This window comes from Streptomyces sp. ISL-36 (assembly GCF_018614205.1).
GTDB lineage: Bacteria > Actinomycetota > Actinomycetes > Streptomycetales > Streptomycetaceae > Streptomyces.
Genome location: NZ_JAGGOS010000025.1, coordinates 1 through 23,042, shown reverse-complemented (window position 1 = coordinate 23,042; position 23,042 = coordinate 1). Strand labels below are relative to the sequence as shown.

The 23,042-nt window shown below is 71.1% G+C and carries 19 protein-coding genes; 4 read left to right on the top strand and 15 right to left on the bottom strand.

Translation table 11 applies throughout. The features are described from left to right. Nucleotides 1-61: 61 nt before the first annotated feature. From rplS to J7E93_RS06905, 6 genes are all read right to left on the bottom strand, one after another. Nucleotides 62-412, bottom strand: coding sequence for a 50S ribosomal protein L19 (gene rplS / locus J7E93_RS06930; RefSeq protein ID WP_215066458.1), 351 nt, complete (start codon nt 410-412; stop codon nt 62-64). Between the two features lie 129 nt (nt 413-541). Beyond that, complete coding sequence (gene trmD / locus J7E93_RS06925) at nt 542-1,363, bottom strand: tRNA (guanosine(37)-N1)-methyltransferase TrmD (RefSeq protein WP_215066456.1); 822 nt, start codon at nt 1,361-1,363, stop codon at nt 542-544. Further along, on the bottom strand, nt 1,363-1,992 hold the full coding sequence (gene rimM, locus J7E93_RS06920) for a ribosome maturation factor RimM (protein ID WP_215066454.1): 630 nt from the start codon (nt 1,990-1,992) through the stop codon (nt 1,363-1,365). The genes trmD and rimM overlap by 1 nt, the downstream gene beginning before the upstream one ends. A gap of 99 nt (nt 1,993-2,091) precedes the next feature. Continuing rightward, a complete protein-coding gene (locus tag J7E93_RS06915; RefSeq protein WP_005311361.1) occupies nt 2,092-2,331 on the bottom strand; it encodes an RNA-binding protein in 240 nt (79 codons plus the stop codon). Nucleotides 2,332-2,333: 2 nt separating this feature from the next. After that, on the bottom strand, nt 2,334-2,774 hold the full coding sequence (rpsP, locus tag J7E93_RS06910) for a 30S ribosomal protein S16 (RefSeq protein WP_215066452.1): 441 nt from the start codon (nt 2,772-2,774) through the stop codon (nt 2,334-2,336). 179 nt (nt 2,775-2,953) lie between these two features. Beyond that, complete coding sequence (locus J7E93_RS06905) at nt 2,954-3,547, bottom strand: hypothetical protein (RefSeq protein WP_215066450.1); 594 nt, start codon at nt 3,545-3,547, stop codon at nt 2,954-2,956. 500 nt (nt 3,548-4,047) lie between these two features. On the opposite strand from J7E93_RS06905, the gene J7E93_RS06900 reads away from it, so the two are divergent. Beyond that, complete coding sequence (locus J7E93_RS06900; protein WP_215066448.1) at nt 4,048-4,788, top strand: class I SAM-dependent methyltransferase; 741 nt, start codon at nt 4,048-4,050, stop codon at nt 4,786-4,788. Between the two features lie 133 nt (nt 4,789-4,921). Here J7E93_RS06900 and ftsH read toward each other — a convergent pair whose 3' ends face one another. From ftsH to J7E93_RS06870, 6 genes are all read right to left on the bottom strand, one after another. Beyond that, entirely contained in the window at nt 4,922-6,844 is a 1,923-nt protein-coding gene (gene ftsH, locus J7E93_RS06895; protein WP_215066446.1) for an ATP-dependent zinc metalloprotease FtsH, read from the bottom strand. Nucleotides 6,845-7,004: 160 nt separating this feature from the next. Next, nucleotides 7,005-8,558 carry a signal recognition particle protein gene (ffh, locus tag J7E93_RS06890; RefSeq protein WP_215066444.1) on the bottom strand — a complete coding sequence of 518 codons (1,554 nt, stop codon included), beginning with the start codon at nt 8,556-8,558 and terminating at the stop codon, nt 7,005-7,007. Nucleotides 8,559-8,795: 237 nt separating this feature from the next. Continuing rightward, on the bottom strand, nt 8,796-11,246 hold the full coding sequence (locus J7E93_RS06885) for a [protein-PII] uridylyltransferase (RefSeq protein WP_215066442.1): 2,451 nt from the start codon (nt 11,244-11,246) through the stop codon (nt 8,796-8,798). 24 nt (nt 11,247-11,270) lie between these two features. After that, nucleotides 11,271-11,609 carry a P-II family nitrogen regulator gene (locus J7E93_RS06880; protein ID WP_101390346.1) on the bottom strand — a complete coding sequence of 113 codons (339 nt, stop codon included), beginning with the start codon at nt 11,607-11,609 and terminating at the stop codon, nt 11,271-11,273. Beyond that, nucleotides 11,606-12,949 carry an ammonium transporter gene (locus J7E93_RS06875; protein ID WP_215066440.1) on the bottom strand — a complete coding sequence of 448 codons (1,344 nt, stop codon included), beginning with the start codon at nt 12,947-12,949 and terminating at the stop codon, nt 11,606-11,608. The genes J7E93_RS06880 and J7E93_RS06875 overlap by 4 nt, the downstream gene beginning before the upstream one ends. A 318-nt stretch (nt 12,950-13,267) precedes the next feature. Beyond that, the gene (locus J7E93_RS06870) at nt 13,268-14,743 is read right to left on the bottom strand and encodes a hypothetical protein (protein WP_215066438.1); all 1,476 of its coding nucleotides are present in this window, start codon (nt 14,741-14,743) and stop codon (nt 13,268-13,270) included. A gap of 419 nt (nt 14,744-15,162) precedes the next feature. On the opposite strand from J7E93_RS06870, the gene J7E93_RS06865 reads away from it, so the two are divergent. Then, nucleotides 15,163-15,816 carry a bifunctional DNA primase/polymerase gene (locus J7E93_RS06865; RefSeq protein WP_215066436.1) on the top strand — a complete coding sequence of 218 codons (654 nt, stop codon included), beginning with the start codon at nt 15,163-15,165 and terminating at the stop codon, nt 15,814-15,816. 201 nt (nt 15,817-16,017) lie between these two features. Here J7E93_RS06865 and ftsY read toward each other — a convergent pair whose 3' ends face one another. Continuing rightward, nucleotides 16,018-17,250, bottom strand: a complete 1,233-nt coding sequence (gene ftsY / locus J7E93_RS06860) for a signal recognition particle-docking protein FtsY (RefSeq protein ID WP_215066511.1) — start codon at nt 17,248-17,250, stop codon at nt 16,018-16,020. 144 nt (nt 17,251-17,394) lie between these two features. Here ftsY and J7E93_RS06855 point away from each other — a divergent pair, with 144 nt between their 5' ends. Beyond that, on the top strand, nt 17,395-18,843 hold the full coding sequence (locus J7E93_RS06855) for a cytosine permease (protein ID WP_215066434.1): 1,449 nt from the start codon (nt 17,395-17,397) through the stop codon (nt 18,841-18,843). 165 nt (nt 18,844-19,008) lie between these two features. Then, nucleotides 19,009-20,010, top strand: coding sequence for an LLM class flavin-dependent oxidoreductase (locus tag J7E93_RS06850; protein WP_215066432.1), 1,002 nt, complete (start codon nt 19,009-19,011; stop codon nt 20,008-20,010). Nucleotides 20,011-20,028: 18 nt separating this feature from the next. On the opposite strand, the gene J7E93_RS06845 is transcribed toward J7E93_RS06850, so the two are convergent. Further along, complete coding sequence (locus tag J7E93_RS06845) at nt 20,029-21,462, bottom strand: sugar porter family MFS transporter (RefSeq protein ID WP_215066430.1); 1,434 nt, start codon at nt 21,460-21,462, stop codon at nt 20,029-20,031. A gap of 204 nt (nt 21,463-21,666) precedes the next feature. Then, on the bottom strand, nt 21,667-23,042 hold a 1,376-nt coding region (locus J7E93_RS06840; protein WP_215066428.1), incomplete at its 5' end, for an AAA family ATPase.

The window sequence follows — 23,042 nt, the reverse complement described above, 5'->3', positions numbered from 1 at the left end:
GCCTATCCGGCCGCCCTGTGACTCATGGAGTGGAAGCCCCGCGCGAACGGTGAGCCGAAGCTCAGTTGTCGCGCTTCTCCTTGATCTTGGCAGCCTTGCCGCGCAGCTCACGCAGGTAGTAGAGCTTGGCGCGACGGACGTCACCGCGGCTGACGAGCTCGATCTTCTCGAAGATCGGGCTGTTCACCGGGAAGGTGCGCTCGACGCCGACGGAGAACGAGACCTTGCGGACCGTGAAGGTCTCGCTGACGCCCGAGCCCTGGCGGCGGATGACGACGCCCTTGAACTGCTGGATACGGGAGCGGTTGCCCTCGATGACGCGCACGTGGACGTTCACGGTGTCGCCGGGACGGAAGGCGGGGAGGTCGGTGCGGATCGAACCCGCGGTGACCGAGTCGAGCAGGGAGGCCATGGTGGTCTCTTTCCTCGCTGATGCCACAGGTCATCAGCGGAACGTTCGAAGAGGAGATGGGGCGCGGTCCGCACCGGGCGCGCGTCGTCCCCCTGTGGCAGGGGCGCACGCCGTACGGACAGCAGCCGCCTATTCTTCCATGGCGTCGGGCCTGCGCCAAAATCGGCCGCCGGGCTCCGGGGCCCAGCCCAGCAGGGAGAGCGTCTCCCGGTCCTTCTTGTCGAAGAGGGAGGGGTCGCAGCGTTCGATCAGCTCCGGCCGGTTCTGCGCCGTACGCCGGAAGGCCTCGTCGCGCCGCCAGCGGGCGATCTTCCCGTGGTGTCCGCTGAGGAGTACGTCGGGAATGGCGCGCCCACGCCACTGGGGGGGCTTGGTGTAGACGGGCCCCTCCAGGAGGTTGGCCATGGCCCCCGGCGCGAAGGAGTCGTCGCGGTGGGACTCGGCGTTGCCGAGGACGCCGGGCAGCAGCCGGGCCACCGCCTCGGTGATCACGAGCACGGCGGCCTCGCCGCCGGCCAGGACGTAGTCGCCGATGGAGACCTCGAAGACCGGCATCCGGGTCGCGTACTCGTCCATGACCCGGCGGTCGATGCCCTCGTAGCGGGCGGGGGCGAAGATCAGCCAGGGCCGCTCGGAGAGCTCGACGGCGAGTTCCTGGGTGAAGGGGCGCCCACTGGGGGTGGGGACGACGAGGACGGGGCCGTGTGCGCCCGCTTCGAAGCCGTCGGCGAGGGTCTGGTCGAGGGCCTCGCCCCAGGGCTCGGTCTTCATGACCATGCCGGGGCCGCCGCCGTAAGGGGTGTCGTCGACCGTGTTGTGCCGGTCGTAGGTCCACTCGCGCAGGTCGTGGACGTGGACGTGGAGCTGTCCCCGCGCGCGTGCCTTGCCGACCAGGGAGACGTTCAGCGGTTCCAGGTACTCGGGGAAGATCGTGACGACGTCGAGCCGCATCAGGACGCGTCCTCGCCCTCGGCCGCCTTGGTGTCCTGGATGCCCTTGGCGGCCCCGGTGCCCTTGGCGGCCTCTGCGTCCTCCGTGTCTTCGGCGTCCCGGGCGGAGGCGATCTCGGCGCGGTCGTCGATGAGACCGGGCGGCGGGTCGATGACGGCCCGCTGCTGCTCCAGGTCGATGTCGGTGACGATCTCCTCGACGAACGGGATCATCAGTTCGGTGCCGTCGGGCCGCTCGACGATGAAGAGGTCCTGGGACGGCAGGTGGGAGATCTCGGTGATGCGGCCGACCTCGGTGCCGTCGGTGAGTACGACGTCCAGGTCCATGAGCTGGTGGTCGTAGTACTCGTCGTCCTCGTCCGGCGTCTCGTCGGGGTCGACGTCGGCGATGAGGAGGGTGTTGCGCAGGGCCTCGGCGCCGTTGCGGTCCCGTACGCCCTCGAAGCGGAGCAGCAGCCGGCCGCTGTGCACGCGTCCGGTCTCGATGGTCAGGGGGCCGACGGAGGCCGGGTCGGTGGCCAGGACGGCTCCGGGGCCGAGCCTCAGTTCGGGCTCGTCCGTACGCACCTCGACGGTGACTTCGCCCTTGATGCCGTGGGCGCGGCCGATCCGCGCGACTACCAGCTGCACGACTTACACACTCTCCTGTCGGACGACGACGGGCCGGGGCGGGCGCTATGCCCTCCCCGGCCCGTTGCCGGCGCATCTAAGGTGAAACAGTCAACTTCTTCAGCGGACCTGGTCCACGTCGACGAGGTCGACCCGGATGCCACGGCCGCCGATGGCGCCCACGACGGTACGCAGCGCACGCGCGGTGCGGCCGTTGCGGCCGATCACCTTGCCGAGGTCGTCGGGGTGCACCCGGACCTCCAGCACGCGGCCACGGCGCAGGTTGCGCGAGGCGACCTGCACATCATCGGGGTTGTCGACGATGCCCTTCACGAGGTGCTCGAGAGCCTCCTCGAGCATGCTCAGGCCTCGGTCGACTCGGTGGACGCGGCCTCGGCCTCGTCCGCCTTCTTGTCGGCCTTCTTCGCCTTCGGGGTGATGGCCTCACCCTTGGCGTCGTCGCCCTCGAGCGTCTTGGCGAACACGTCGAACGAAGCGCGCTTGTCTTCCTTCGTCTCCGGCTGCAGCAGCGGCGCCGGGGCCGGCAGGCCCTTGTGCTTCTGCCAGTCGCCGGTGAGCTTCAGGATGGCGAGAACCGGCTCGGTCGGCTGCGCGCCGACGGACAGCCAGTACTGCGCACGCTCCGAGTCGACCTCGATCTTCGACGGGTTGTACGTCGGGTGGTACAGACCGATCTCCTCGATCGCACGACCGTCCCGGCGGGTGCGGGAGTCGGCGACGACGATGCGGTAGTGCGGCTGGCGAATCTTGCCGAGGCGCTTGAGCTTGATCTTGACTGCCACTGGAGTGGTGTCTCCTGGTCTTGACGTGGTTGGGCACATGAGATGCCACGTGGGGTTGCGGTACTCGGGTGCCCGATGGACGCGTCAGCCGGAGGAGAGAGGGGTCCTGTGCGGCTGTCGAGTACAGCTAGCCATTGTGCCACACGCCCGTGGCGCCCCGGACCCGGTGGGGTCCGGGGTCAGCTCGCCGCACCGACCGTTTCGGGGATGCGGAACGGCTTGCCGCAGCCGCCGCAGACGATGGGCGCCTGGGCGAGGACCGAGGGGACGACGCGGACGTTGCGGCCGCAGTCGCAGACGGCCTTCACCCGCACGCCGCCGCCGGAGGAGCCGTGACGGGCGGCCGGCCCCCGGAAGGAGCGCTTGGTGTCCGCGGCCGTCGCGACGGTGTGCGCCCTGAGGGCCCGCTGGAGCCGCTCGATCGTGGGGCGGTACCGCCGCCTCGCCTCGGGGTTGAGCGTGACCAGGGAGAAGCCGCTGCTGGCGTGCGGCTCCTCGGGGTGGTCCAGCCCCATCTCCTCGGCGATCGCGAGGAATCTGCGGTTGTGATAGCGACCGGCGCGCGAGGTGTCACGGACTCCTCGGGCGGCGGCGATGCCGTGGACTGCCTCATGGAGCAGTCGCTCGAAGGAGAGCTCGGCGCCGCAGGCGGACGAGGACTCTCCGATCAGGGACTCGGGCGCGGCAAGATCCGGCAGTTCGGGGTGGTGCCGCTGAATGTCGGCCCACGCCTGTGCCAGCTCTGCGGCGAGAACAGGTGGTGTCGTGCTCACGTCGCGTACAACGAGCCGGGACGCTCGCGGGTTCCATTACGGGGCATCCCAAATATTTTGCACGTACCCGTCAGTTGCCCTTGATGCGTCCTGAGGAGGGCCAGTGCGCCGATGTGCGGAGAAGGCTCGCAGCTCACGGCAAGGTGGTGCGTAGCGGCGCATACGCCCCGGCGCGTAGAAGTGGCGTACGCGCCCGAAAGGTCGTCGCAGGGACAGTACCGGGTCTCGGTGCAAGGCGGCGCACCGGCCCGGTCCGTACGGGATGCGTCCCCGACGTGCGGCTGGGGGCGACCCGAGGCGCGGATGGGGGGCGACCCGAGGTGCGGCCTCCGGCGCGGGCCGGGAGGCGATCGGGGGTGCGGTCGGGGAAGTGGCCGGGACTCGTTCGGCGTGAGCACTGGACGCGGGCACGGATGCGCAGTTCCCTGACATACGGGGGGGGGATGCGGACGCGCACGGACACGGGGGCCGTCGACAGGCTACTGATTGGGGCGCATTCCATGACATCTACGCTCGTCCGGCACGACCCCGCACGCGACTGGGCGGAGATCCAGGAGCGGATGCTCGTGCCGCTCTACGAGGCGGTGTACGACCGTCTCGACGTGGGGCCCCGCACCCGGGTCCTCGGGCTCGGCTGCGGGTCGGGCCTCGCGCTGCTGATGGCGGCCTCGCGGGGCGCGCGGGTGACCGGCGTGGACGGGGACCACGCGCGCGTGGAGCTGGCCAGGGAGCGGCTGCCGGAGGGCGAGGGACACAGCGTCGTGGCGGGCGCGCCGGCGGACGTCGGGGGCTCCGCGCACGACGTGGTCACGGCGTTCCACACCTCGGCGGGACTGGGGCCGGAGCTGGCGGCCGTCACCCGTACGGCCGCATCGGGCACGGCGATCGTGCTCGCCGGCTGGGGGCCGCCGGAGCGGTGCGCGACGGCGTCGGTGCTGCGGGTCGCGGCGCGGCTGACGGGCTGGCGGCCCGCGCCCCGCGACGCGCTGGAGGACGTGATGGCGTACGCCGGTCTGAGGCCGGACGGCTCGGGCCGGGTGTCCTGCCCGTTCGGGTACGCGGACCCGGACAGCGCGGTGCGGGGGCTGCTGTCGACGGGTGACTTCGACGCGGCGATCCGGGCGACGGACGTGTCCCAGGTGGAGAAGGAGATCATGGAGGCGCTGGATCCGTACGTCCGTAGGGACGGCACGGTGTGGATGCCGAACGTCTTCCGCTATCTGATCGCCCGCGTGCCCTGACGGGCGGCGCCCCGGCGCGCACGGCCGGCGCCGGCGCGTAGGGCAGCGTCCCGGCTCGCACGGGCGGTCGTCGCGGCTCGCACGGCGGCGCCGCGGCGGCCAGGGACTTTCCGGACACGCTCCGGGGCCCTAGCTAGGCGTCCTTCGTCAACCGGGTGATGCCCGCGGCGCGGTAGGCCGCGTCCTCCTCCAGGGTCTCGTTCGCGAGCAGGGCCGCGGCCAGTGCGTCGAGCCGATCGCGGTTCTCACCGAGCAGGCGGACGGCGCTCTCGTAGCACTCGTCCACGATCCGGCGCATCTCCTCGGCGACCGTGTCGAGGGTCGCCGGGGCCGCGGAGAGCCCGTAGGCCTGCTGGGCGTCGCTCGGGATGGCCGTGAGGCGGCCGACCCGTTCGCTCATGCCCCAGCGTCCGGCCATGCCGCGGGCGATGTTGGTGACCTGTTCCAGGTCGCTCTCGGAGCCGGTGGTGACGACGCCGAAGACGACCTGTTCGGCGGCCATGCCGCCGAGCGCGCCGATGATCCGGCCGCGCAGGTACTCCTCCGTGTACGCGTACTTGTCGGCGTCCGGCGTCGACAGTGTGACGCCCAGCGCGCGGCCGCGCGGCACGATGGTGATCTTGCGGACCGGGTCGGCGCCGGGCTGGAGCATGCCGAGCAGGGCGTGGCCGCTCTCGTGGTAGGCGGTGCGACGGCGTTCCTCGTCCGGCATGACCAGCGGCCGTTCCGCGCCGAGCTGGACCTTCTCCAGGGCGTCGGAGAGGTCGGACCGGGTCACCGTCTTCTGCTGCCGCTTGACGGCGAGGAGCGCGGCCTCGTTGGCGAGGTTGGCGAGTTCGGCGCCGGTCATGCCGGGGGTCGTGCGGGCCACCTGGGCCAGGTCGACGTCCTGGGCGAGTGGGATGTCGCGGGTGTGGATCCTGAGGATGGCCTCGCGGCCTCCGCGGTCGGGCGGGTTCACGTGCACGATCCGGTCGAAGCGGCCGGGGCGGGTCAGCGCGGGGTCGAGGACGTCGGCGCGGTTGGTGGCGGCGAGGACGATGACGCCCTCGGAGCCGGTGAAGCCGTCCATCTCGGTGAGGATCTGGTTGAGCGTCTGCTCGCGTTCGTCGTGGCCGCCCATACCGGATCCGCCGGCGCGGGCCCGGCCGATGGTGTCGATCTCGTCGATGAAGATGATCGCGGGGGCGACCTTGCGGGCCTCGGCGAACAGCTCCCGTACGCGCGAGGCGCCGACGCCCACGATCATCTCGATGAACTCCGAGGCCGAGGCGGAGAAGAACGGCACACCGGCCTCGCCCGCCACGGCCCGCGCGAGGAGGGTCTTGCCGGTTCCGGGCGGGCCGGCGAGGAGGACGCCGCGGGGCATCTTGGCGCCCATCTCGCGGTAGGCGGCGGGGTTCTTGAGGAAGTCGACGACGTCGTTGAGCTCGCCCTCGACCTCGTCGATGCCGGCCACGTCCTCGAAGGTGGTGCGGGTGGCGCCCGCCTGCAGCTCGACCGGCTTGGGCGGGGCCCTGCGGCCGAGCATGCCGCCCGCGCCGCCCATCCCGGATCTCATCCGGCGGGCGATGAACACCCACAGCAGGACGAGCAGCAGCATGGGCGCGAGGGAGATCAGCAGGTTGGAGAGGAAGCTGCGCTCCTGGACGACGGGTTCGGCGGTGACGGTGACCTTCTGCCGGGTCAGTTCGTCCCAGAGCTTGTCGTCGGCGAAGGCGGGCCGCTGGGTGAGGAACTTGGTGTAGTCGCCTTTGCCGTCGGGGACGGGCTGCTTGTTCTTCAACTGCCCCTGGATGGCGTCGCCCTTGGAGTAGATCTTGGTGACGTTGCCCGCGGTGACCTGTTTGCTGAATTCGGTGTACGAGATCGTGGGTTCGTCGCCCCTGTTGAAGAAGGACAGGACGAGGTTGGCGAGGAGATAGACCACCAGCGCGGTGAGGATGAGGCCGCCCCACCCGCCCGGCATCTTCCGCTTCGACGGCGGGGGCGGCGGGGCCCCTTCCGAGCGCCACGGCTGGTCGGTCCGGTCGCGCGGGGGTACGGGGTTGGCCACGCTGCTCTCCTCAAGCCGACGTCAGCCCCATGATGCGAGAACGGGACGAACCCGGCATCGCGGGGGTGGCACGGGGAGGAAACGGGCGTGGCACGGGGATGAGAAAGGGCCCGGAGCGGTTTCGGACCGCCGGGCCCCTTCTCGTCGAACCGTGGGCGTGTCAGCCCATGAACTTCTTGAACTCGTCGGGCAGCTCGAAGTCCTGCGGGGTCTGGCCCGCCGCCGGGAGCCCGAACGCGCCGCCCTGCTGCGCCTGCTCGCGGCGCGCGGCGGCCGCCTCCTCCTCCGCCTTGCGCTTCATCGGGTTGCCGCTCTTGCGCTTGCCCTTGGCCTGCTTGATCTGCTTCTTCTGGCGGCCGGGGCCGCCGCCCATGCCCGGCATGCCGGGCATGCCCGGCATGCCGCCGCCCTGGGCCATGCGGGACATCATCTTGCGGGCCTCGAAGAACCGCTCGACCAGGCCCTTGACCGCGCTGACCTCCACGCCGGAGCCCTTGGCGATACGGGCGCGGCGCGAGCCGTTGATGAGGGTCGGGTCCTGGCGCTCGGCCGGGGTCATCGACTTGATGATGGCGGCCGTGCGGTCGACGTCCCGCTCGTCGATGTTGTTGATCTGCTCCTTCATCTGCGCCATGCCGGGGAGCATGCCGAGGAGCTTGGAGATGGAGCCCATCTTGCGGACCTGCTCCATCTGGGCGAGGAAGTCGTCGAGCGTGAATTCCTGGCCCTTCTTGGACGCCAGCTTGGAGGCCATCTTGGCGGCCTCTTCCTGGCTGAAGGTCTGCTCGGCCTTCTCGATGAGCGAGAGCATGTCGCCCATGCCGAGGATGCGGGACGCCATGCGGTCCGGGTGGAACGCGTCGAAGTCGTCCAGCTTCTCGCCGTTGGAGGCGAACATGATCTGGCGGCCGGTGACGTGCGCGATGGAGAGCGCGGCACCACCGCGGGCGTCGCCGTCGAGCTTGGAGAGCACGACGCCGTCGAAGCCGACGCCGTCGCGGAAGGCCTCGGCGGTGTTGACCGCGTCCTGACCGATCATGGCGTCGACGACGAAGAGGACCTCGTCGGGGCTGACGGCGTCGCGGATGTCCGCGGCCTGCTGCATCAGCTCCTGGTCGATGCCGAGGCGGCCGGCGGTGTCGACGATGACGAGGTCGTACTGCTTGGTGCGCGCGTACTCGATCGAGTCCTTGGCGACCTGGACCGGGTCACCGACGCCGTTGCCCGGCTGCGGACCGTAGAAAGCCACGCCGGCGCGCTCGGCGACGACGCCGAGCTGGGTGACGGCGTTGGGGCGCTGGAGGTCGCAGGCGACGAGCAGCGGGGAGTGGCCCTGGCTCTTGAGCCAGAGGCCGAGCTTTCCGGCGAGGGTGGTCTTACCGGCGCCCTGGAGACCGGCGAGCATGATCACGGTCGGCGCGGTCTTGGCGAACCGCAGGCGCCGGGTCTCGCCGCCGAGGATGCCGACGAGCTCCTCGTTGACGATCTTGATGACCTGCTGGGCGGGGTTCAGCGCCTGGGAGACCTCGGCGCCGGTGGCCCGCTCCTTTACCTGTCGGATGAACGCCCGGACGACGGGCAGGGCGACGTCCGCCTCGAGGAGAGCGATACGGATCTCGCGCGCGGTGGCGTCGATGTCCGCCTCGGACAGGCGGCCCTTGCCCCGGAGATTCTTGAATGTCGCTGCAAGGCGGTCGGAGAGGGTATCGAACACGGTGGTCGCGGATCCTCGGTGTCGGGGGCGGGCGGACGAATTGCCCTCCAGGGTATCTGGCCGCTCGAAGTGCGTGTCCCCGCCTGCCGAAACCAGCGGACGGGGGGCACGAGACCCCCGCGTGTGTGGGGAGCAGACTTCGGCACCGGCGGCCCGGTCCTTGGCCTGAGGTTCACCTCCCGCTCGCGCGGGGAGCACGCCGTGCTCAACGAGCGGCGCGGATCCACGTCACAGTCCTCACCGCAGCGCGCTCTCCAGGGCCTTCGCCAGGTCGGCCGCCTCCTCGTCGGCGAGGAGGGAGCCGTCGGGGCGGGTCACGTACAGCGTGTCCACGGCGTTCGCGCCCAGCGTGGAGACGTGGGCGCTTCTGACGCGGACGGTCGCGCCCTCCAGGGCGCGGCCGATGCGGTGGAGCAGGCCGGGGGCGTCCTGGGCGCGGACCTCGATGACGGTGGCGAGGCGGGAGTCGGCGGCGGCGACCGTGACGCGGGGCGGTGGGGCGGTGACGCCGCGGCGCCGGGGGTAGGCGGCCTCGCGTTCGGCCAGGCGGGCGGGGATGTCCAGGGTGCCGTCCAGGGCCCTGACGAGGTCGGCACGGAGCCGGGCGGCCTGCGGCAGGGAGCCGTACTCGGCCGCGACGCGCCAGTTCAGGACGAGGACCGCGCCCGGGCCGAGCTCGGTGGGAAGTTCGACGGCGCGCAGGTCCGCGGCCCGTACGGTCAGGCGGTGCAGGGCGAGGACTCCGGCCGCGGCCGGCAGGACGCCGGACTGGTCGGGCAGGGCGATGAGGAGTTCGACGCCGACCGGTTCGGGTTCCTCGGACTCCCCCGGGGTCTCCGGCTGGGTGCGCAGGGCGAGGACGGGCTCGCCGGTCCGCAGCGCCTCGATCGCGAGGCGTTCCTGTTCCGCGTTGGGCGCGGCCGGTTCCGGTTCGGCCGCCGGCTCGCCCGCGAGGACGGCGCCGACCCGTTTCACCAGGTCGGCGACGAGCGAGGCGCGCCAGGAGGACCAGGCGGCGGGTCCGGTGGCCAGCGCGTCGGCCTCGGTGAGGGCGTGCAGCAGTTCGAGGGCGCCCGGTGTTCCGACGGCCGCCGCCACGGCCTGGACGGTCGCGGGGTCGTCCAGGTCGCGCCGGGTCGCGGTCTCGACGAGCAGCAGGTGGTGGCGGACGACGGTGGCGATGACGGCCACGTCGGCGCGGTCGAAGCCGATCCGGACCGCGAGGTCGCGGGCGATGGTCTCGCCGGCCACCGAGTGGTCGCCCGGCCAGCCCTTGCCGATGTCGTGGAGCAGGGCGGCGACGAGCAGCAGGTCGGGCCGGCCGACGCGGCGGGTCAGCGAGGAGGCGCGGACGGCGGTCTCGACGAGGTGGCGGTCGACGGTCCAGGTGTGGACGGGGTTGCGCTGGGGCCGGCAGCGCACCCGCTCCCAGTCGGGCAGGAGCCGGGTGATGAGCCCTTCGGCCTCCAGCGCCTCCCAGACGGGAACGGTGGCCTCCCCCGCGCCGAGCAGGGTGACCAGTTCCTCGCGCGCCTCGGCCGGCCAGGGCACCGGCAGCGGTTTGGCGGCGGCCGCGAGCCGGCGTACGGCGTGCAGGGAGATGGGCAGCCCGGACTGGGCGGCGGCCGCGGCGGCCCGCAGGGGCAGGACGGAGTCGCGTTCCGGCCTGGCGCCGCGGGCGAGGACGACCTCGCCGTCCATCTCGACGACGCCCTCGGCCAGGGGGGTGCGCTCGATCGGCGGTTTCCCGCCGCCGGACCGGCCGCCGAGGAGGGCGCGCAGCCGGGGCCGGGCGGAGCGTGCCTTGAGGACCCGGTTGACCTCGCGCCAGGTGACGTCGGTGGCGTACGAGATGATCCGCGCGGCCTCGTACACCTCGCGCAGCAGGGTGTCGGCGTCGAGGAGGCCCAGTTCCTGGGCGACCGCGTCCTGTTCCTGGAGCGCGAGGCGGTCGGTGGCCCGTCCCGTCGCCAGGTGCAGCGCGTCGCGGGCGTCGAGGAGACGGCGGCGGGCGGCGTCGAGGCCTTCCCTGGGCGCGTCGGCGAGCCAGGAGGCGGCGACGGCGCGCAGGACCTGGGCGTCGCGGAGTCCGCCGCGGGCCTCCTTGAGGTCGGGTTCGAGAAGGAACTGCAGCTCGCCCATGCGTTCGGCCCGGTCGCGGCAGAGCTCGTGGAGTTCGGGGAGCCGCTTGGGCGCCTGGTTGCGCCAGTCGGCGAGGACGGCGGTGCGCAGGCCGGCGACGAGTCCGTGGTCGCCCGCGACGGGCCGGGCGTCGAGGAGTCCGAGCTGGACCTTCAGGTCCTCCCCGGCGGTCTTCCGGGCCTCGGCGGGGGTGCGGACGGAGTGGTCGAGGGCGAGGCCGAGGTCCCATACCGGGTACCAGATGCGGTCGGCGAGGGTGGCGATCTCGCCCGCGTCGGCGGTTCCGTCGTGCAGGAGCAGCAGATCGAGGTCGCTGCGGGGGGAGAGTTCGCCGCGCCCGTAGCCGCCGACGGCGACGAGCGCCACCCCTCGTGGCGGCCGGGCGGCGGCGAACAGGCCGGTCAGCCAGTCGTCGGTGAGCCGGGCCAGTGCGGCACGGCGCGGCGGCCCGGACTGCTCCTTCTCCCCCAGAAGGCGCAGCCGGGCCGCCGCGTAGCCGCTGGGTCCGGAGTCTTCCGCTTGCGTACTCACATCGACGCTCGTCACCCAGCAGCTCCCTATCCGCGTTGCCTACAGTGCGTCCGGACCGCGTTCGCCGGTGCGGACGCGGACGGCGGTCTCGACCGGCACGCTCCACACCTTGCCGTCACCGATCTTGCCGGTTCGGGCGGCCTTGACCACGACGTCGATGAGCTGTTCGGCGTCGTCGTCCTCGACCAGGACCTCGATCCGGATCTTGGGCACCAGGTCGACGGTGTACTCGGCACCGCGGTAGACCTCGGTGTGGCCGCGCTGGCGGCCGTATCCGCTGGCCTCGGTGACCGTGAGCCCCTGGACTCCGAAGGCCTGGAGGGCCTCCTTGATCTCGTCCAGCCGGTGCGGCTTCACGACTGCGGTGATGAGCTTCATGCGTCCACCTTCTTGGTCTCCGTAACTGCGGGGGCGGGCGCGGCGGTGGAGCGCGAGGAGGCGCCGCCGCCGGCTCCGCTGAAGTCGTAGGCGGTCTCGGCGTGCTCGACCTGGTCGATACCGGAGACCTCGTCGTCCTCGCTGACCCGCATGCCCATCGTCTTGTCGATGATCAGCGCGAGGATCGCGGACGCGACAAGAGAGTAGGCGAGGACGGCGAAGACGCCGACGGCCTGCTTGCCGAGCTGGTCGAGGCCGCCGCCGTAGAAGAGGCCCTTGGCGTCGGACTGGACTCCGCCGGTGGCGAAGAAGCCGACCAGGAGGGAGCCGATGACACCGCCGACGAGGTGGACGCCGATGACGTCGAGGGAGTCGTCGTAGCCGAACTTGTACTTCAGGCCGACGGCCATGGCGCAGACGAGGCCGGCGATGGCGCCGACGGCGATCGCGCCGAGCGGGCTGACGGAGCCGCCGGCCGGGGTGATGGCGACCAGACCGGCGACCGCGCCGGAGGCGGCGCCGAGGGTGGTGAAGGAGCCGTGGCGGATCTTCTCGTACGCGAGCCAGGCGAGCATGGCGGCGGCGGTGGCGACCTGGGTGTTGACGAACATCACGGCGCCGACGCCGTCGTCGTTGCCGAGCCAGGAGCCGGCGTTGAAGCCGAACCAGCCGAACCAGAGCAGACCGGCGCCGAGCATGACCAGCGGGAGGCTGTGCGGGCGCATCGGGTCCTTCTTGAAGCCGACGCGCTTGCCGATGACGAGGATCACGCCGAGGGCCGCGGCACCGGCGTTGATGTGGACCGCCGTACCGCCGGCGAAGTCGATGACGCCCATCTCGAAGAGCCAGCCGCCGGAGCCCCAGACCCAGTGGGCGACGGGGAAGTAGACGACGGTGACCCACAGGGCGATGAACAGGGCCCAGGCGGTGAACTTCACGCGGTCGGCGAGGGCGCCGCTGATCAGGGCCGGGGTGAGGATCGCGAACATCAGCTGGAAGACGGCGAAGACGTACACCGGGATGGTGTAGCCGTCCCACAGCTCGGTGACGCCGATGCCGCTGAGGCCGACGTACTGGGAGGACCAGCCGATGATCGATCCGGAGTCGGTGCCGAAGGCGAGGCTGAAGCCGTAGAGCACCCAGAGGATCGTGACGATCCCGAGGCTGATGAAGCTCATCATCAGCATGTTGAGGGTGGACTTGACGCGGACCATGCCTCCGTAGAAGAAGGCGAGGGCCGGGGTCATCAGCATGACCAGGGCGGAGCAGATGAGCATGAACCCGGTGTTGGCAGCGGACAGCTCGGGGGCTGCTGCCAGGGTCGTGATGGCTGGTGCCATCGGCGTCTCCTCGTCGTCGGTACGGCCTGTGCGGAGGCGGGCCGGAGAGCGGCTCGGCCGTGAGGGTTGGCCGGTTATGCGCCAGAGGTTGGCGCAGCGCGGTTTCCGTCGATGCCGCACGATGTTTCGCCGCAGTGACGAAGGGGTGGGACGTGTTACGCGACTGTGAACGGCTGTGTCACGGGAAGGTAACGCGCGTACCCTGCCCGCTGGACGTGGACCGGCCGCGGCAGTCGTCCCTGTGTCCTGGCGGCGGGGGAGCCGAGTCGGGCAGTGGGGGACGTCTGTCGCGGCCGGAGTGTGGCGGGTTCCGCGCGGTCAGACCGCTTCGGCGGTCTCGGGCAGCAGGGCGGTGAGCCGGTCGGTGAGCTGGACGACCTCGGCGACGTCACGGAAATCGCGGGCCGCCGTGTCGACGGTCTTGCGCAGCCGGTTGTTGACCCGCTCGGAGCGGACGCGCTTGGCGACGCCGAGCGCCTTCTCGACGAGGACCGCGGACTGCTCGGGCTCGCGCTTGAGCAGGTGCACGGTGGCCATGCCGATGAGATTGAGTGCGTACGAACGCTGGTGCTCGGCATCGGCCGCGAAGAGCTCGACGGCCCGTTCCATGATGGGCTCGGCGAGGGAGGCGTAGGTCGGGGAGCGTCCGGCGACATAGGCGAGGTCGCGGTAGGAGTGGGAGTTCTCGCCGTTGAGCTCGGCCTCGGAGAAGAAGCGGATCCAGTCGGGCTCGGGCTCGCCGTCGAGGCCGACGTCGGCGAAGGTGTCCTCGGCCATCCGGACGGCGCGCTTGCACTTGCTGGGCTGGCCCATGTTGGCGTAGGCGCGGGCCTCCATCGCATACAGCATCGCCTGGGTGCGCGAGGTGGCGCAGTCGCGGCTGCCGTACTGGGCGAGGTGGATGAGTTCGAGGGCGTCGTCGGGCCGGCCGAGATGGATCATCTGCCGGCTCATGGAGGAGAGGATGTACGAGCCGAGCGGCTTGTCGCCCGCTTCCTTGGCGGCGTGCAGGGCGAGGACGAAGTACTTCTGGGCGGTGGGCTGCAGACCCACGTCGTAGCTCATCCACCCGGCCAGTTCGGCCAGTTCGGCGGCGCAGGTGAAGAGGCGTTGGGCGGTGGCGGCCGGCTGCGGTTCCTGGAGGAGGTCGGTGACCTCGTGGAGCTGGCCGACGACGGCCTTGCGGCGCAGTCCGCCGCCGCACTGGGCGTCCCACTGGCGGAACATCGCCGTGGTGGATTCGAGGAGGTCCAGTTCGCCCGGGGAGAGGCGGCCGGGGCGGCGGGTGTCGAGGACCGGTTCGGGTCGGCCGGGTTCGGCGGCCGGGGTGGGCACGAGCCAGCGCTGCATGGGCTCGATGAGGGCGGGCCCGGCGGCGAGCGACAGGGCGGAGCCGAGGAAGCCGCGGCGGGCGAGCATCAGGTCGCTGCGGGAGAACTCGCTGAGCAGGGTGACGGTCTGGGGGCCCGCCCAGGGCAGGTCGACGCCGGAGACGGACGGAGCCTGGTGGGCGGTGCGCAGGCCGAGGTCCTCGATGGCGACGACCGAGCCGAACCGTTCGGAGAACAGTTCGGAGAGGATCCGGGGGATGGGTTCGCGGGGCTGTTCGCCGTCCAGCCAGCGCCGGACGCGCGAGGTGTCGGTGCTGATGTGGTGCGCGCCCATCTGGCGCGCCCTGCGGTTCACTTGGCGCGCCAGCTCGCCCTTCGACCAGCCGCTGCGCACGAACCACGAGCTCAGCTGCTCGTTGGGGCGCTTGCCGGCAGTCGTACCGTCTGCGCCGTTGCCGCCCACAGGAACGCCCCCATCCACATCAATGCCTTCGTCGCGTGAACCTCTAACAGAATGCCGTGTGTCGCGGCCCCCCGTCCGGAGGTTGCACCCCTTCGAACTGGAAAGCGGGTTGCCTCCGGCATACCCACATGCGCAATGCAGTCCGAGGTTCGTGCACCGAGAGTAATCCTACGATCACCCGTCCCGCGAGGGCGTTTCAAGAATCGCCACCATTCGCCACCCCTTCGAATGAACCCGCCTGCCGCTTCACAGGATTCACTTGACATGCGACGAACCGGAGTCGGCGGAGTGTTGCGCCAGGAGGCGTGCGCGACGGACCGCACCACCGCGCTCGCGACCGCACGCCACCCGTGGCGACGGAACGTGACGGTGGAGCTCCGGGTCGTAACCACCGGCGCGTCCGACCCGTTGGAGGGGGCATGGGCTTCACGATCGGCGGCATTCGTGAGCTGCGGTCCGGCTCACGACGCCGCGTCCGCACCTCGGAGTGCACAGCGGTGGCCGAGTACACAGGGCTGTGGGGCTGGGACGTGGTCCCGGGAGCCCGCGCCGTCTCCGGCCAGTGTTCCTGCGGGGATCGGGGCTGTACGGCTCCGGGGGCGCATCCGCTCTCGTTCGCCGAGGAGGTCCCGGCGGGTGCGGGCCTGGACGACGCGACCAAGGCGTGGGCGCGGTATCCGGGGGCGGCGCTGCTGCTCCCCGTCGGCCGGGCCTTCGACGTGATCGAGGTCGCCGAGCGGGCGGGGCGACGGGCGCTGGTCCGCCTGGAGCGGATGGGGCTGCCGCTGGGTCCGGTGTGCGTGACGCCGACGGGGCGGGCCCGGTTCTTCGTGGCGCCGGGCGCGGCGGCGGAGCTGCCTCGGCTGCTGTACCGGATGGGCTGGGACGACGCCTGCCTCGATCTGCGGGGGCTGGGCGCCGGCGCGTACGTCACGGCCCCGCCGTCGGACCTGGGCGGTCTCGGCCCGGTCCACTGGCTGCGCCCCCCGACCCTGGACACGGCGGGCGCCCCGCCCCAGGCCCGCCTCCTGCTGGGGACCCTGGCCTACATCTCCCACCGCACGCACTTCTAGAGGCGCGGGGCGGTCGCCGACGCCGGTCCGCAGGTCGGCCGGCGTACGACGCGACGGGGGGCGGGGCCGGAGCGTGGGGGGTGTTCGGACGTCAAGCGTCGGAACTCGCGCGGAGCGCGGTGAGACGCAGTCCGAAGACCCCCCACCGGAGGTCCCGGCCCCCGGACCCACCCACGGGTGGACCCGGGTGAGCCGGCCGCCTCAGGCCCCGTCGCCGATCAGGGCGTCGACGAAGGCCGCCGGCTCGAACGGAGCCAGGTCGTCCGGCCCCTCCCCCAGGCCGATCAGCTTGACCGGAACACCCAGCTCGCGCTGGACCGCGATCACGATGCCGCCCTTGGCGGTGCCGTCGAGCTTGGTGAGGACGATGCCGGTGATGTCGACGACCTCGGCGAAGACCCGGGCCTGGACCAGCCCGTTCTGACCGGTGGTGGCGTCGAGGACCAGCAGGATCTCGTCCAGCGGGCCGTGCTTCTCGACGACGCGCTTGACCTTGCCGAGCTCGTCCATGAGCCCGGTCTTGGTGTGCAGCCGGCCCGCGGTGTCGATGAGGACGACGTCGGCGCCCTCCGCGATGCCCTCCTTGACCGCGTCGAAGGCGATCGACGCCGGGTCGCCGCCCTCGGGACCGCGGACGGTCCGCGCGCCGACCCGCTCGCCCCAGGTCTGGAGCTGGTCCGCGGCGGCGGCGCGGAAGGTGTCGGCCGCGCCGAGGACGACCGAACGGCCGTCGGCGACCAGGACCCGGGCCAGCTTGCCGGTGGTGGTGGTCTTGCCGGTGCCGTTGACGCCCACGACCATGACGACGCCGGGGGTGCCCGGGTCGCTCTCGGTCTTCACGGAGCGGTCGAAGTCGGGGCCGAGGAGCGCGATCAGCTCCTCGCGGAGCAGGTTCTTCAGCTCCTCGGGCGTGCGCGTGCCGAGCACCCGCACGCGCTCGCGCAGCCGGTCGACGAGCTCCTGGGTGGGGGCGACGCCGACGTCGGCGGTGAGGAGCGTCTCCTCGATCTCCTCCCAGGTGTCCTCGTCGAGGTGTTCGCGGGACAGGAGGGTCAGCAGACCCTTGCCGAGCGAGTTCTGCGAGCGGGCGAGCCGCGCCCGGAGCCGTACGAGACGGCCCGCGGTCGGCTCCGGTACCTCGATCTCGGGCGCGGGCGGCGCGGCGACGACGGGATCCTCGATCGCGGTCGGCGTCTCGACGGCCTCCTCGGCCGTCGGGAGGTCGACCTCTTCGATGGTCCGGCGTGGTTCTTCCCGCGGGGTCTCCGCCTCGTCGCCGACATGCGGTTCGGCGGGCGGAGCGGTGATGGTGGGCGTGGTGGACGGCGCCTCGGCCGGTGGCAGCTGCTTCTTCCTGCGGCCGCTGATCACGAGCCCGCTGGTCACGGCGACGGCGACGACGGCGATGACGACGGCAAGGATGAGGATTTCGATTCCCATAACCCGTCCAGTATCGGCCACGGGGGCGCTGTGGCGTGGAACTCGGATGTTGCCACAAAGGGCGTTCGTCTCTTTTGGAGCTTTTGTGGGTGAACGTACTCTGGGTGGGTCCCCCACACCCGCGCACGGAGTACGCCCATGCCCCACGCCTCCGAAACCGAAGGCGCCGTCGAGACCCGCGGTCTCGAACCGGTCCCCGACGCCGAGCGGACCGGTCACGTCCGCGAGCTCTTCCCGACCTGGGTCGCGGCGAACATCAGTGTGCTCCTGCTCACCATGGGCGCCGGCCTGATCGTCTTCAACGGCCTGAACTTCTGGCAGGTCCTGGTCGTCGCGACGGCCGCACCGGTCCTCTCGTACGGGATCGTCGGCCTGATATCGATCGCCGGGAAGCGCGGCGGTTCGCCGGGCATGGCCCTGTCCCGGGCCGTCTTCGGGCAGCGCGGGAACCTCTTCCCCGGCTCGCTGATCTGGGTGGCCCGCTGGGGGTGGGAGACCATCAACGCGGTCACCGGCGCGTACGCCGTGCTGACGGTCCTCGACCTGCTCTTCGGCATCCGGTCGAACACCGTGCTGATCGTCGTCACGCTGCTGCTCTTCGTCTCCTGCACGTTCCTGGTGTCGGGGCTCGGCATCAACGCCCTGCGCGTCTGCAGCAAGTGGTCGACGTACCTCTTCGGCGCCTTCTCCGTCCTCGTGCTGGTCTACCTGGTGGCGAACACGGACTGGTCGGCGGTCTTCGAGAAGCCGACCGGTTCGACGGCGATGATGATCGCGGGTATCGGCACCATCGCTGCGGGCGGCATCAGCTGGGTCCCCTCGGGCCCCGACTTCACCCGCTACCTCCCCCGTACGGCCTCCTCGAAGGCGATGGTCGGCTCCACCGTCGGTGGCGCCGGGATCGTCGTGCTGCCGATGGTCCTGATGGGAGCGGTCATGGCGGTGGCGACGCCCGGTCTGGCCTCGGCGCAGGACCCGGTGTCCTTCATCGGCGAGCTGCTGCCGGCCTGGATCTCCGTCCCGTACCTGCTCATCGCGCTGATCGGGATGCTGCTGATCAACTCGATGTCGATGTACTCGGCCGGGTTCACCGCGCAGACGCTCGGCATCAAGGTGCCGCGCGCGGCGGCGGTGAGCGTGAACGCCGTGATCAGCCTGGTCTTCGGCTTCCTGCTGATGGTGGTGGCGACCAGCTTCATCGGCTCGTTCATCTCCTTCCTGACGCTGCTGGCCGTGGCGTTCTCCGCGTGGATCGGCGTCTTCGGCATCGACATGCTGCGGCGCCGGTCGTACGACGCCGAGGCGTTGATGGACACCACGCGGACGAGCGCCTACTGGTACCGCGGCGGTTTCGCCTGGCAGGCCATGACGGCGTGGGCCGTGGCGCTGGTGGTGGGACTGCTCTTCACCAAGGTCGACTGGTTCGCGGGTCCGCTCGCCTCCTCGTGGATCGGGGAGAACGGGCTCGGCTGGGCGGCGACGATCGTCACGGCGGGGGCGCTCTATGCCGTACTGCCGCGGACGCAGGTTCTCGTGGCGGAGCCGGCCCCGGCCGCGCCCGAGACGGTCTCCGTCGACGCGACCTGAGGTCTGACGCGCTTTCCGTCCGACGCGATTCCGTCGCGATGTCCGTCGCGATGTCCGTCCGACGCCGTATCCGTCCGACGCACACCGTTTCCATCTGACGCCACGTCAGATACTGTCCCCCTTCGCCGGCTTCCATGCTCGCCCGCCCGCGGAGGGGGACTTCCCATGCCCTTCACAGTCGTCCGGTTCAACCTCGTCGATCCGCACGCGACCCCGGAGTCCCTCTCGGAGCGCTACCGCGCCGCCCTCGCCATGGCCGCCTACGCCGACGGGCACGGGATCGACACGATCCAGACCGAGGAGCACCACGGGGCCGTGAACAACTGGCTCCCCTCCCCCTTCGCGTTCGCGGGCGCGGTGTTCGGCGCGACGAAGAGGATCGCCGTGACCGTGTCCGCGATCATCGGCCCGCTGCACGACCCGCTGTGCCTCGCCGAGGAGATCGCGGTCCTGGACCTGCTGAGCGGGGGCCGTCTGGTGACGGTGGCGGGGATCGGCTACCGGCCGGAGGAGTACGAGGAGCGCGGAGTCGACTGGGGCCGGCGCGGCAAGCTGCAGGACCTGCTCCTGGAGACCCTGCTGACGGCGTGGTCCGGTGAGCCCTTCACGTATCAGGGCCGTACGGTACGGGTCACCCCGCGGCCCTTCACCCAGCCGCATCCGCTGCTCCTGGTGGGCGGCTCCTCGAAGGCGGCGGCGCGGCGGGCGGCCCGGCTGGGTCTGCCGTTCTTCCCGAGCGCGCACCTGCCGGAGCTGGAGACGTACTACCGGCAGCTGTGCGCGGAGCACGGCACCGAGGGCTGGACGATGATGCCGGCGAAGGAGACCCCGCTGCTGCACCTCTCGGAGGACCCGGACCGGTCCTGGGAGCTGTACGGGGAGCACTTCCTGCACGAGGCGCGGACGTACGCCTCCTGGCAGTCGAAGGACATCCGCTCGGCGGTGCGGTCGACGGCGACGACGGTGGCGGAGCTGCGGGCCGAGGGGGTCTACCGGATCGTCACGCCGGAGGAGTGCGTGGGCCTGGATCCGGAGAGTCTGGTGCTGCATCCGCTGTGCGGCGGGATGCCGGTCGACGAGGGGTGGCGGAGTCTGCGGCTGTTCGCCGAAGACGTACTGCCCCGGCTCGCGGCACAGGGCCGCAAGCCGGGGCAGTTTCGTGGGTGAGGAGAGGGGCAGCGGGGATTAGCCCATCTCCTCCAACGCCTTGCCCTTGGTCTCCTTGACGTACTTGAGCACGAAGGGGACGGAGAGCACGGCGAAGACCGTGTAGATCACGTACGTACCGGAGAGGTTCCAGTCCGCCAGGGACGGGAAGCTCGCGGTGATGGCCCAGTTGGCGATCCACTGCGCGGAGGCGGCGACGCCCAGGGCGGCGGCGCGGATCCGGTTGGGGAACATCTCGCCGAGGAAGACCCAGACCACGACGCCCCAGGAGAGGGCGAAGAAGAGCACGAAGACGTGGGCGGCGACGAGCGCCACGACGCCCTCGGTGCCGGGGAGCTTGCCGTCGACGAGGTCGGCGGAGAACGCCCAGGCCTCGAAGGCGAGGGCGACGGCCATGCCGATGGAGCCGACGAGCGCCAGCGGCTTGCGGCCCACCCGGTCGACCAGGACCATCGCGATCACCGTGCCGACGATGTTGATGATCGACGTGGTGAACGAGTAGAAGAAGGAACTCGACGGGTTGATGCCGACCGACTGCCAGAGCGTCGAGGAGTAGTAGAAGGCGACGTTGATGCCGACGAGCTGCTGGAAGACCGAGAGTCCGATGCCGACCCAGACGATGGGGAGCAGCTTGAAGCGGCGTCCGGCGACCATCAGGTCCTTGAAGGTGGACTTGTGCTCGCGGCGCATGGCCTGGTCGATCTCGGCGACGCGGTGGTCGAGGTCGATGCTGTGGCCCTCGACCTCGGCGAGGACCTCCTTGGCCTTGTCGACCTTGCCGACGGAGATCAGGAAGCGGGGGGACTCCGGGATGGCGAAGGAGAGCAGACCGTAGAGCAGGGCGGGGACGACCATCACGCCGAGCATCCACTGCCAGGCTTCGAGGCCGGCGATCTCGCCGCGCTGGTCGCCGTCGGCGAGCTGCAGGATGCCGTAGTTGACCAGCTGGGAGATGGCGATGCCGATGACGATGGCGGCCTGCTGGAAGGAGCCGAGGCGGCCCCGGTAGGCGGCGGGTGCGACCTCGGCGATGTACGCCGGGCCGATCACGGAGGCCATGCCGATGGCGAAGCCGCCGATGATCCGCCAGAAGGCCAGGTCCCACAGGGCGAAGGGCAGGGCCGAGCCGACGGCGCTGATGGTGAACAGCACGGCGGCGATCTGCATGCAGCGGATACGGCCGATCTTGTCGGCCATCCGGCCCGCGGTCGCGGCACCGATGGCGCAGCCGATCAGGGCGATGGCGATCACCTGGGCCAGCGTGCCCGAGCCGATGTCGTACCGGTGCCGGATCGCTTCGACGGCGCCGTTGATGACGGAGCTGTCGTACCCGAAGAGGAAACCGCCCATCGCGGCGGACGCCGTGATGAAGATGACGTGGCCGAGGTGGTCCGGGTGGGCGGCTCGGCCTTCGGAAGGCGGCGGCGTGGGCGCCTGCGCGGTGCTGGTCACATGGACTCCTGGAGGCTCCGGCAGCGTCGCCGGGGCGTGGGGGGCGAGCCCTTCCAGTGGCGCACAACTTCACGCCGCCCACCACTTGAAGGTAAAAGCAACGTTGCAGAGACTATTCCTTCAAGTTTCGAAGTCAAGAGGTGACCTCCGATGAAGTTGAGGCTGCGGCGTGTCGCCTTGCGTTCAAGTCTTTAATGGGTAGGGCTACCGGAGCCGCTGGCTGATGACCTTCGATACCCCGTCGCCCTGCATGGAAACGCCGTACAGCGCGTCCGCGACCTCCATCGTCCGCTTCTGGTGCGTGATGACGATGAGCTGCGAGGACTCCTGCAGCTCGCGCATGATCCGGATCAACCGCTGGAGGTTGGTGTCGTCGAGGGCCGCCTCCACCTCGTCCATCACGTAGAACGGGCTGGGGCGGGCCTTGAAGATGGAGACCAGCAGCGCGACGGCGGTCAGCGAGCGTTCGCCGCCGGAGAGCAGCGAGAGCCGCTTGACCTTCTTGCCCGGCGGGCGGGCCTCCACATCGACGCCGGTGGTGAGCATGTTGTCGGGGTCGGTCAGGACGAGCCGCCCCTCGCCGCCCGGGAAGAGGCGCGAGAAGACGCCCTCGAACTCACGGGCGGTGTCCCGGTACGCCTCGGTGAATACCTGCTCGACGCGTACGTCGACCTCCTTCACCACCTGGAGAAGGTCCGCCCTGGTCTTCTTCAGGTCCTCCAGCTGCTCGGAGAGGAACTTGTGGCGTTCCTCCAGCGCCGCGAACTCCTCGAGGGCGAGCGGATTCACCTTTCCGAGCTGCTGATACGCCCGTTCGGCGGCCTTGAGCCGCTTCTCCTGCTCGGCGCGGACGAAGGGGCGCGGCTGGTTCCGGGGGTGCTCCGGGTCCTCGGGAAGCTCTTCGCCCTCCGCGGGCGGTGACGGCGGTACGAGCTGATGGGGGCCGTACTCGGAGACCAGGCCGGCCGGCTCGACCCCGAGCTCCTCCAAGGCCTTGGTCTCCAGCTGCTCGATCCGCAGGCGCTTCTCCGCGCCGAGGACCTCGCCGCGGTGGACGGAGTCGGTGAGCTTGTCGAGCTCGGCCTTCAGCTCGCGACCTCGGTTACGGGCCGCTGCCAGTCCCTGCTCACGGGCGCTCTTGGCGGCCTCGGCGAGAGCGCGCTCCTGTTCCGCGCGGACGAGGGACACCTCGATGTGGGCCAGGAGCCCGCGCGCGCCGGCGGCGACGGCGCCGGCGACCTCGGCCTCGTGGCGCATCCGGGCGCGGCGCTGTTCGGCACGCGCGCGTGCCTCGCGCTCGGCGCGGGCCCCGCGGTCGAGGGAGTCGGCCCGGCCGGCGAGACCCTTGACGCGCTCCTCGTGGGTACGGAGCTGCAGCCGGGCCTCCATCTCGGTCTGGCGGGCGTTGGCGCCGTCGGCGGCGAGCCGGTCGCGGGCGGAGGTGTCGGGCTCCTCCTCGGCCGGTGTCTCCTCGGCCACGAGGAGCCGCTCGGTCAGCTCCTCGGCCTCGTACAGCGCCTTCTCCAGGGCTTCCTGGGCGCGGGCGGCGGCCGCGGCGGTCCGCTCGGCCTCGCCCGCGG

Coding starts and splice junctions, on each gene's coding strand:
- J7E93_RS06880 (WP_101390346.1), bottom strand. CDS start 11,609: ATGAAGCTCATCACCGCAGTCGTGAAGCCGCACCGGCTGGACGAGATC.
- J7E93_RS06915 (WP_005311361.1), bottom strand. CDS start 2,331: ATGCTCGAGGAGGCTCTCGAGCACCTCGTGAAGGGCATCGTCGACAAC.
- J7E93_RS06850 (WP_215066432.1), top strand. CDS start 19,009: ATGCCCTTCACAGTCGTCCGGTTCAACCTCGTCGATCCGCACGCGACC.
- J7E93_RS06855 (WP_215066434.1), top strand. CDS start 17,395: ATGCCCCACGCCTCCGAAACCGAAGGCGCCGTCGAGACCCGCGGTCTC.
- J7E93_RS06865 (WP_215066436.1), top strand. CDS start 15,163: ATGGGCTTCACGATCGGCGGCATTCGTGAGCTGCGGTCCGGCTCACGA.
- J7E93_RS06900 (WP_215066448.1), top strand. CDS start 4,048: ATGACATCTACGCTCGTCCGGCACGACCCCGCACGCGACTGGGCGGAG.
- trmD (WP_215066456.1), bottom strand. CDS start 1,363: ATGCGGCTCGACGTCGTCACGATCTTCCCCGAGTACCTGGAACCGCTG.
- J7E93_RS06875 (WP_215066440.1), bottom strand. CDS start 12,949: ATGGCACCAGCCATCACGACCCTGGCAGCAGCCCCCGAGCTGTCCGCT.
- rplS (WP_215066458.1), bottom strand. CDS start 412: ATGGCCTCCCTGCTCGACTCGGTCACCGCGGGTTCGATCCGCACCGAC.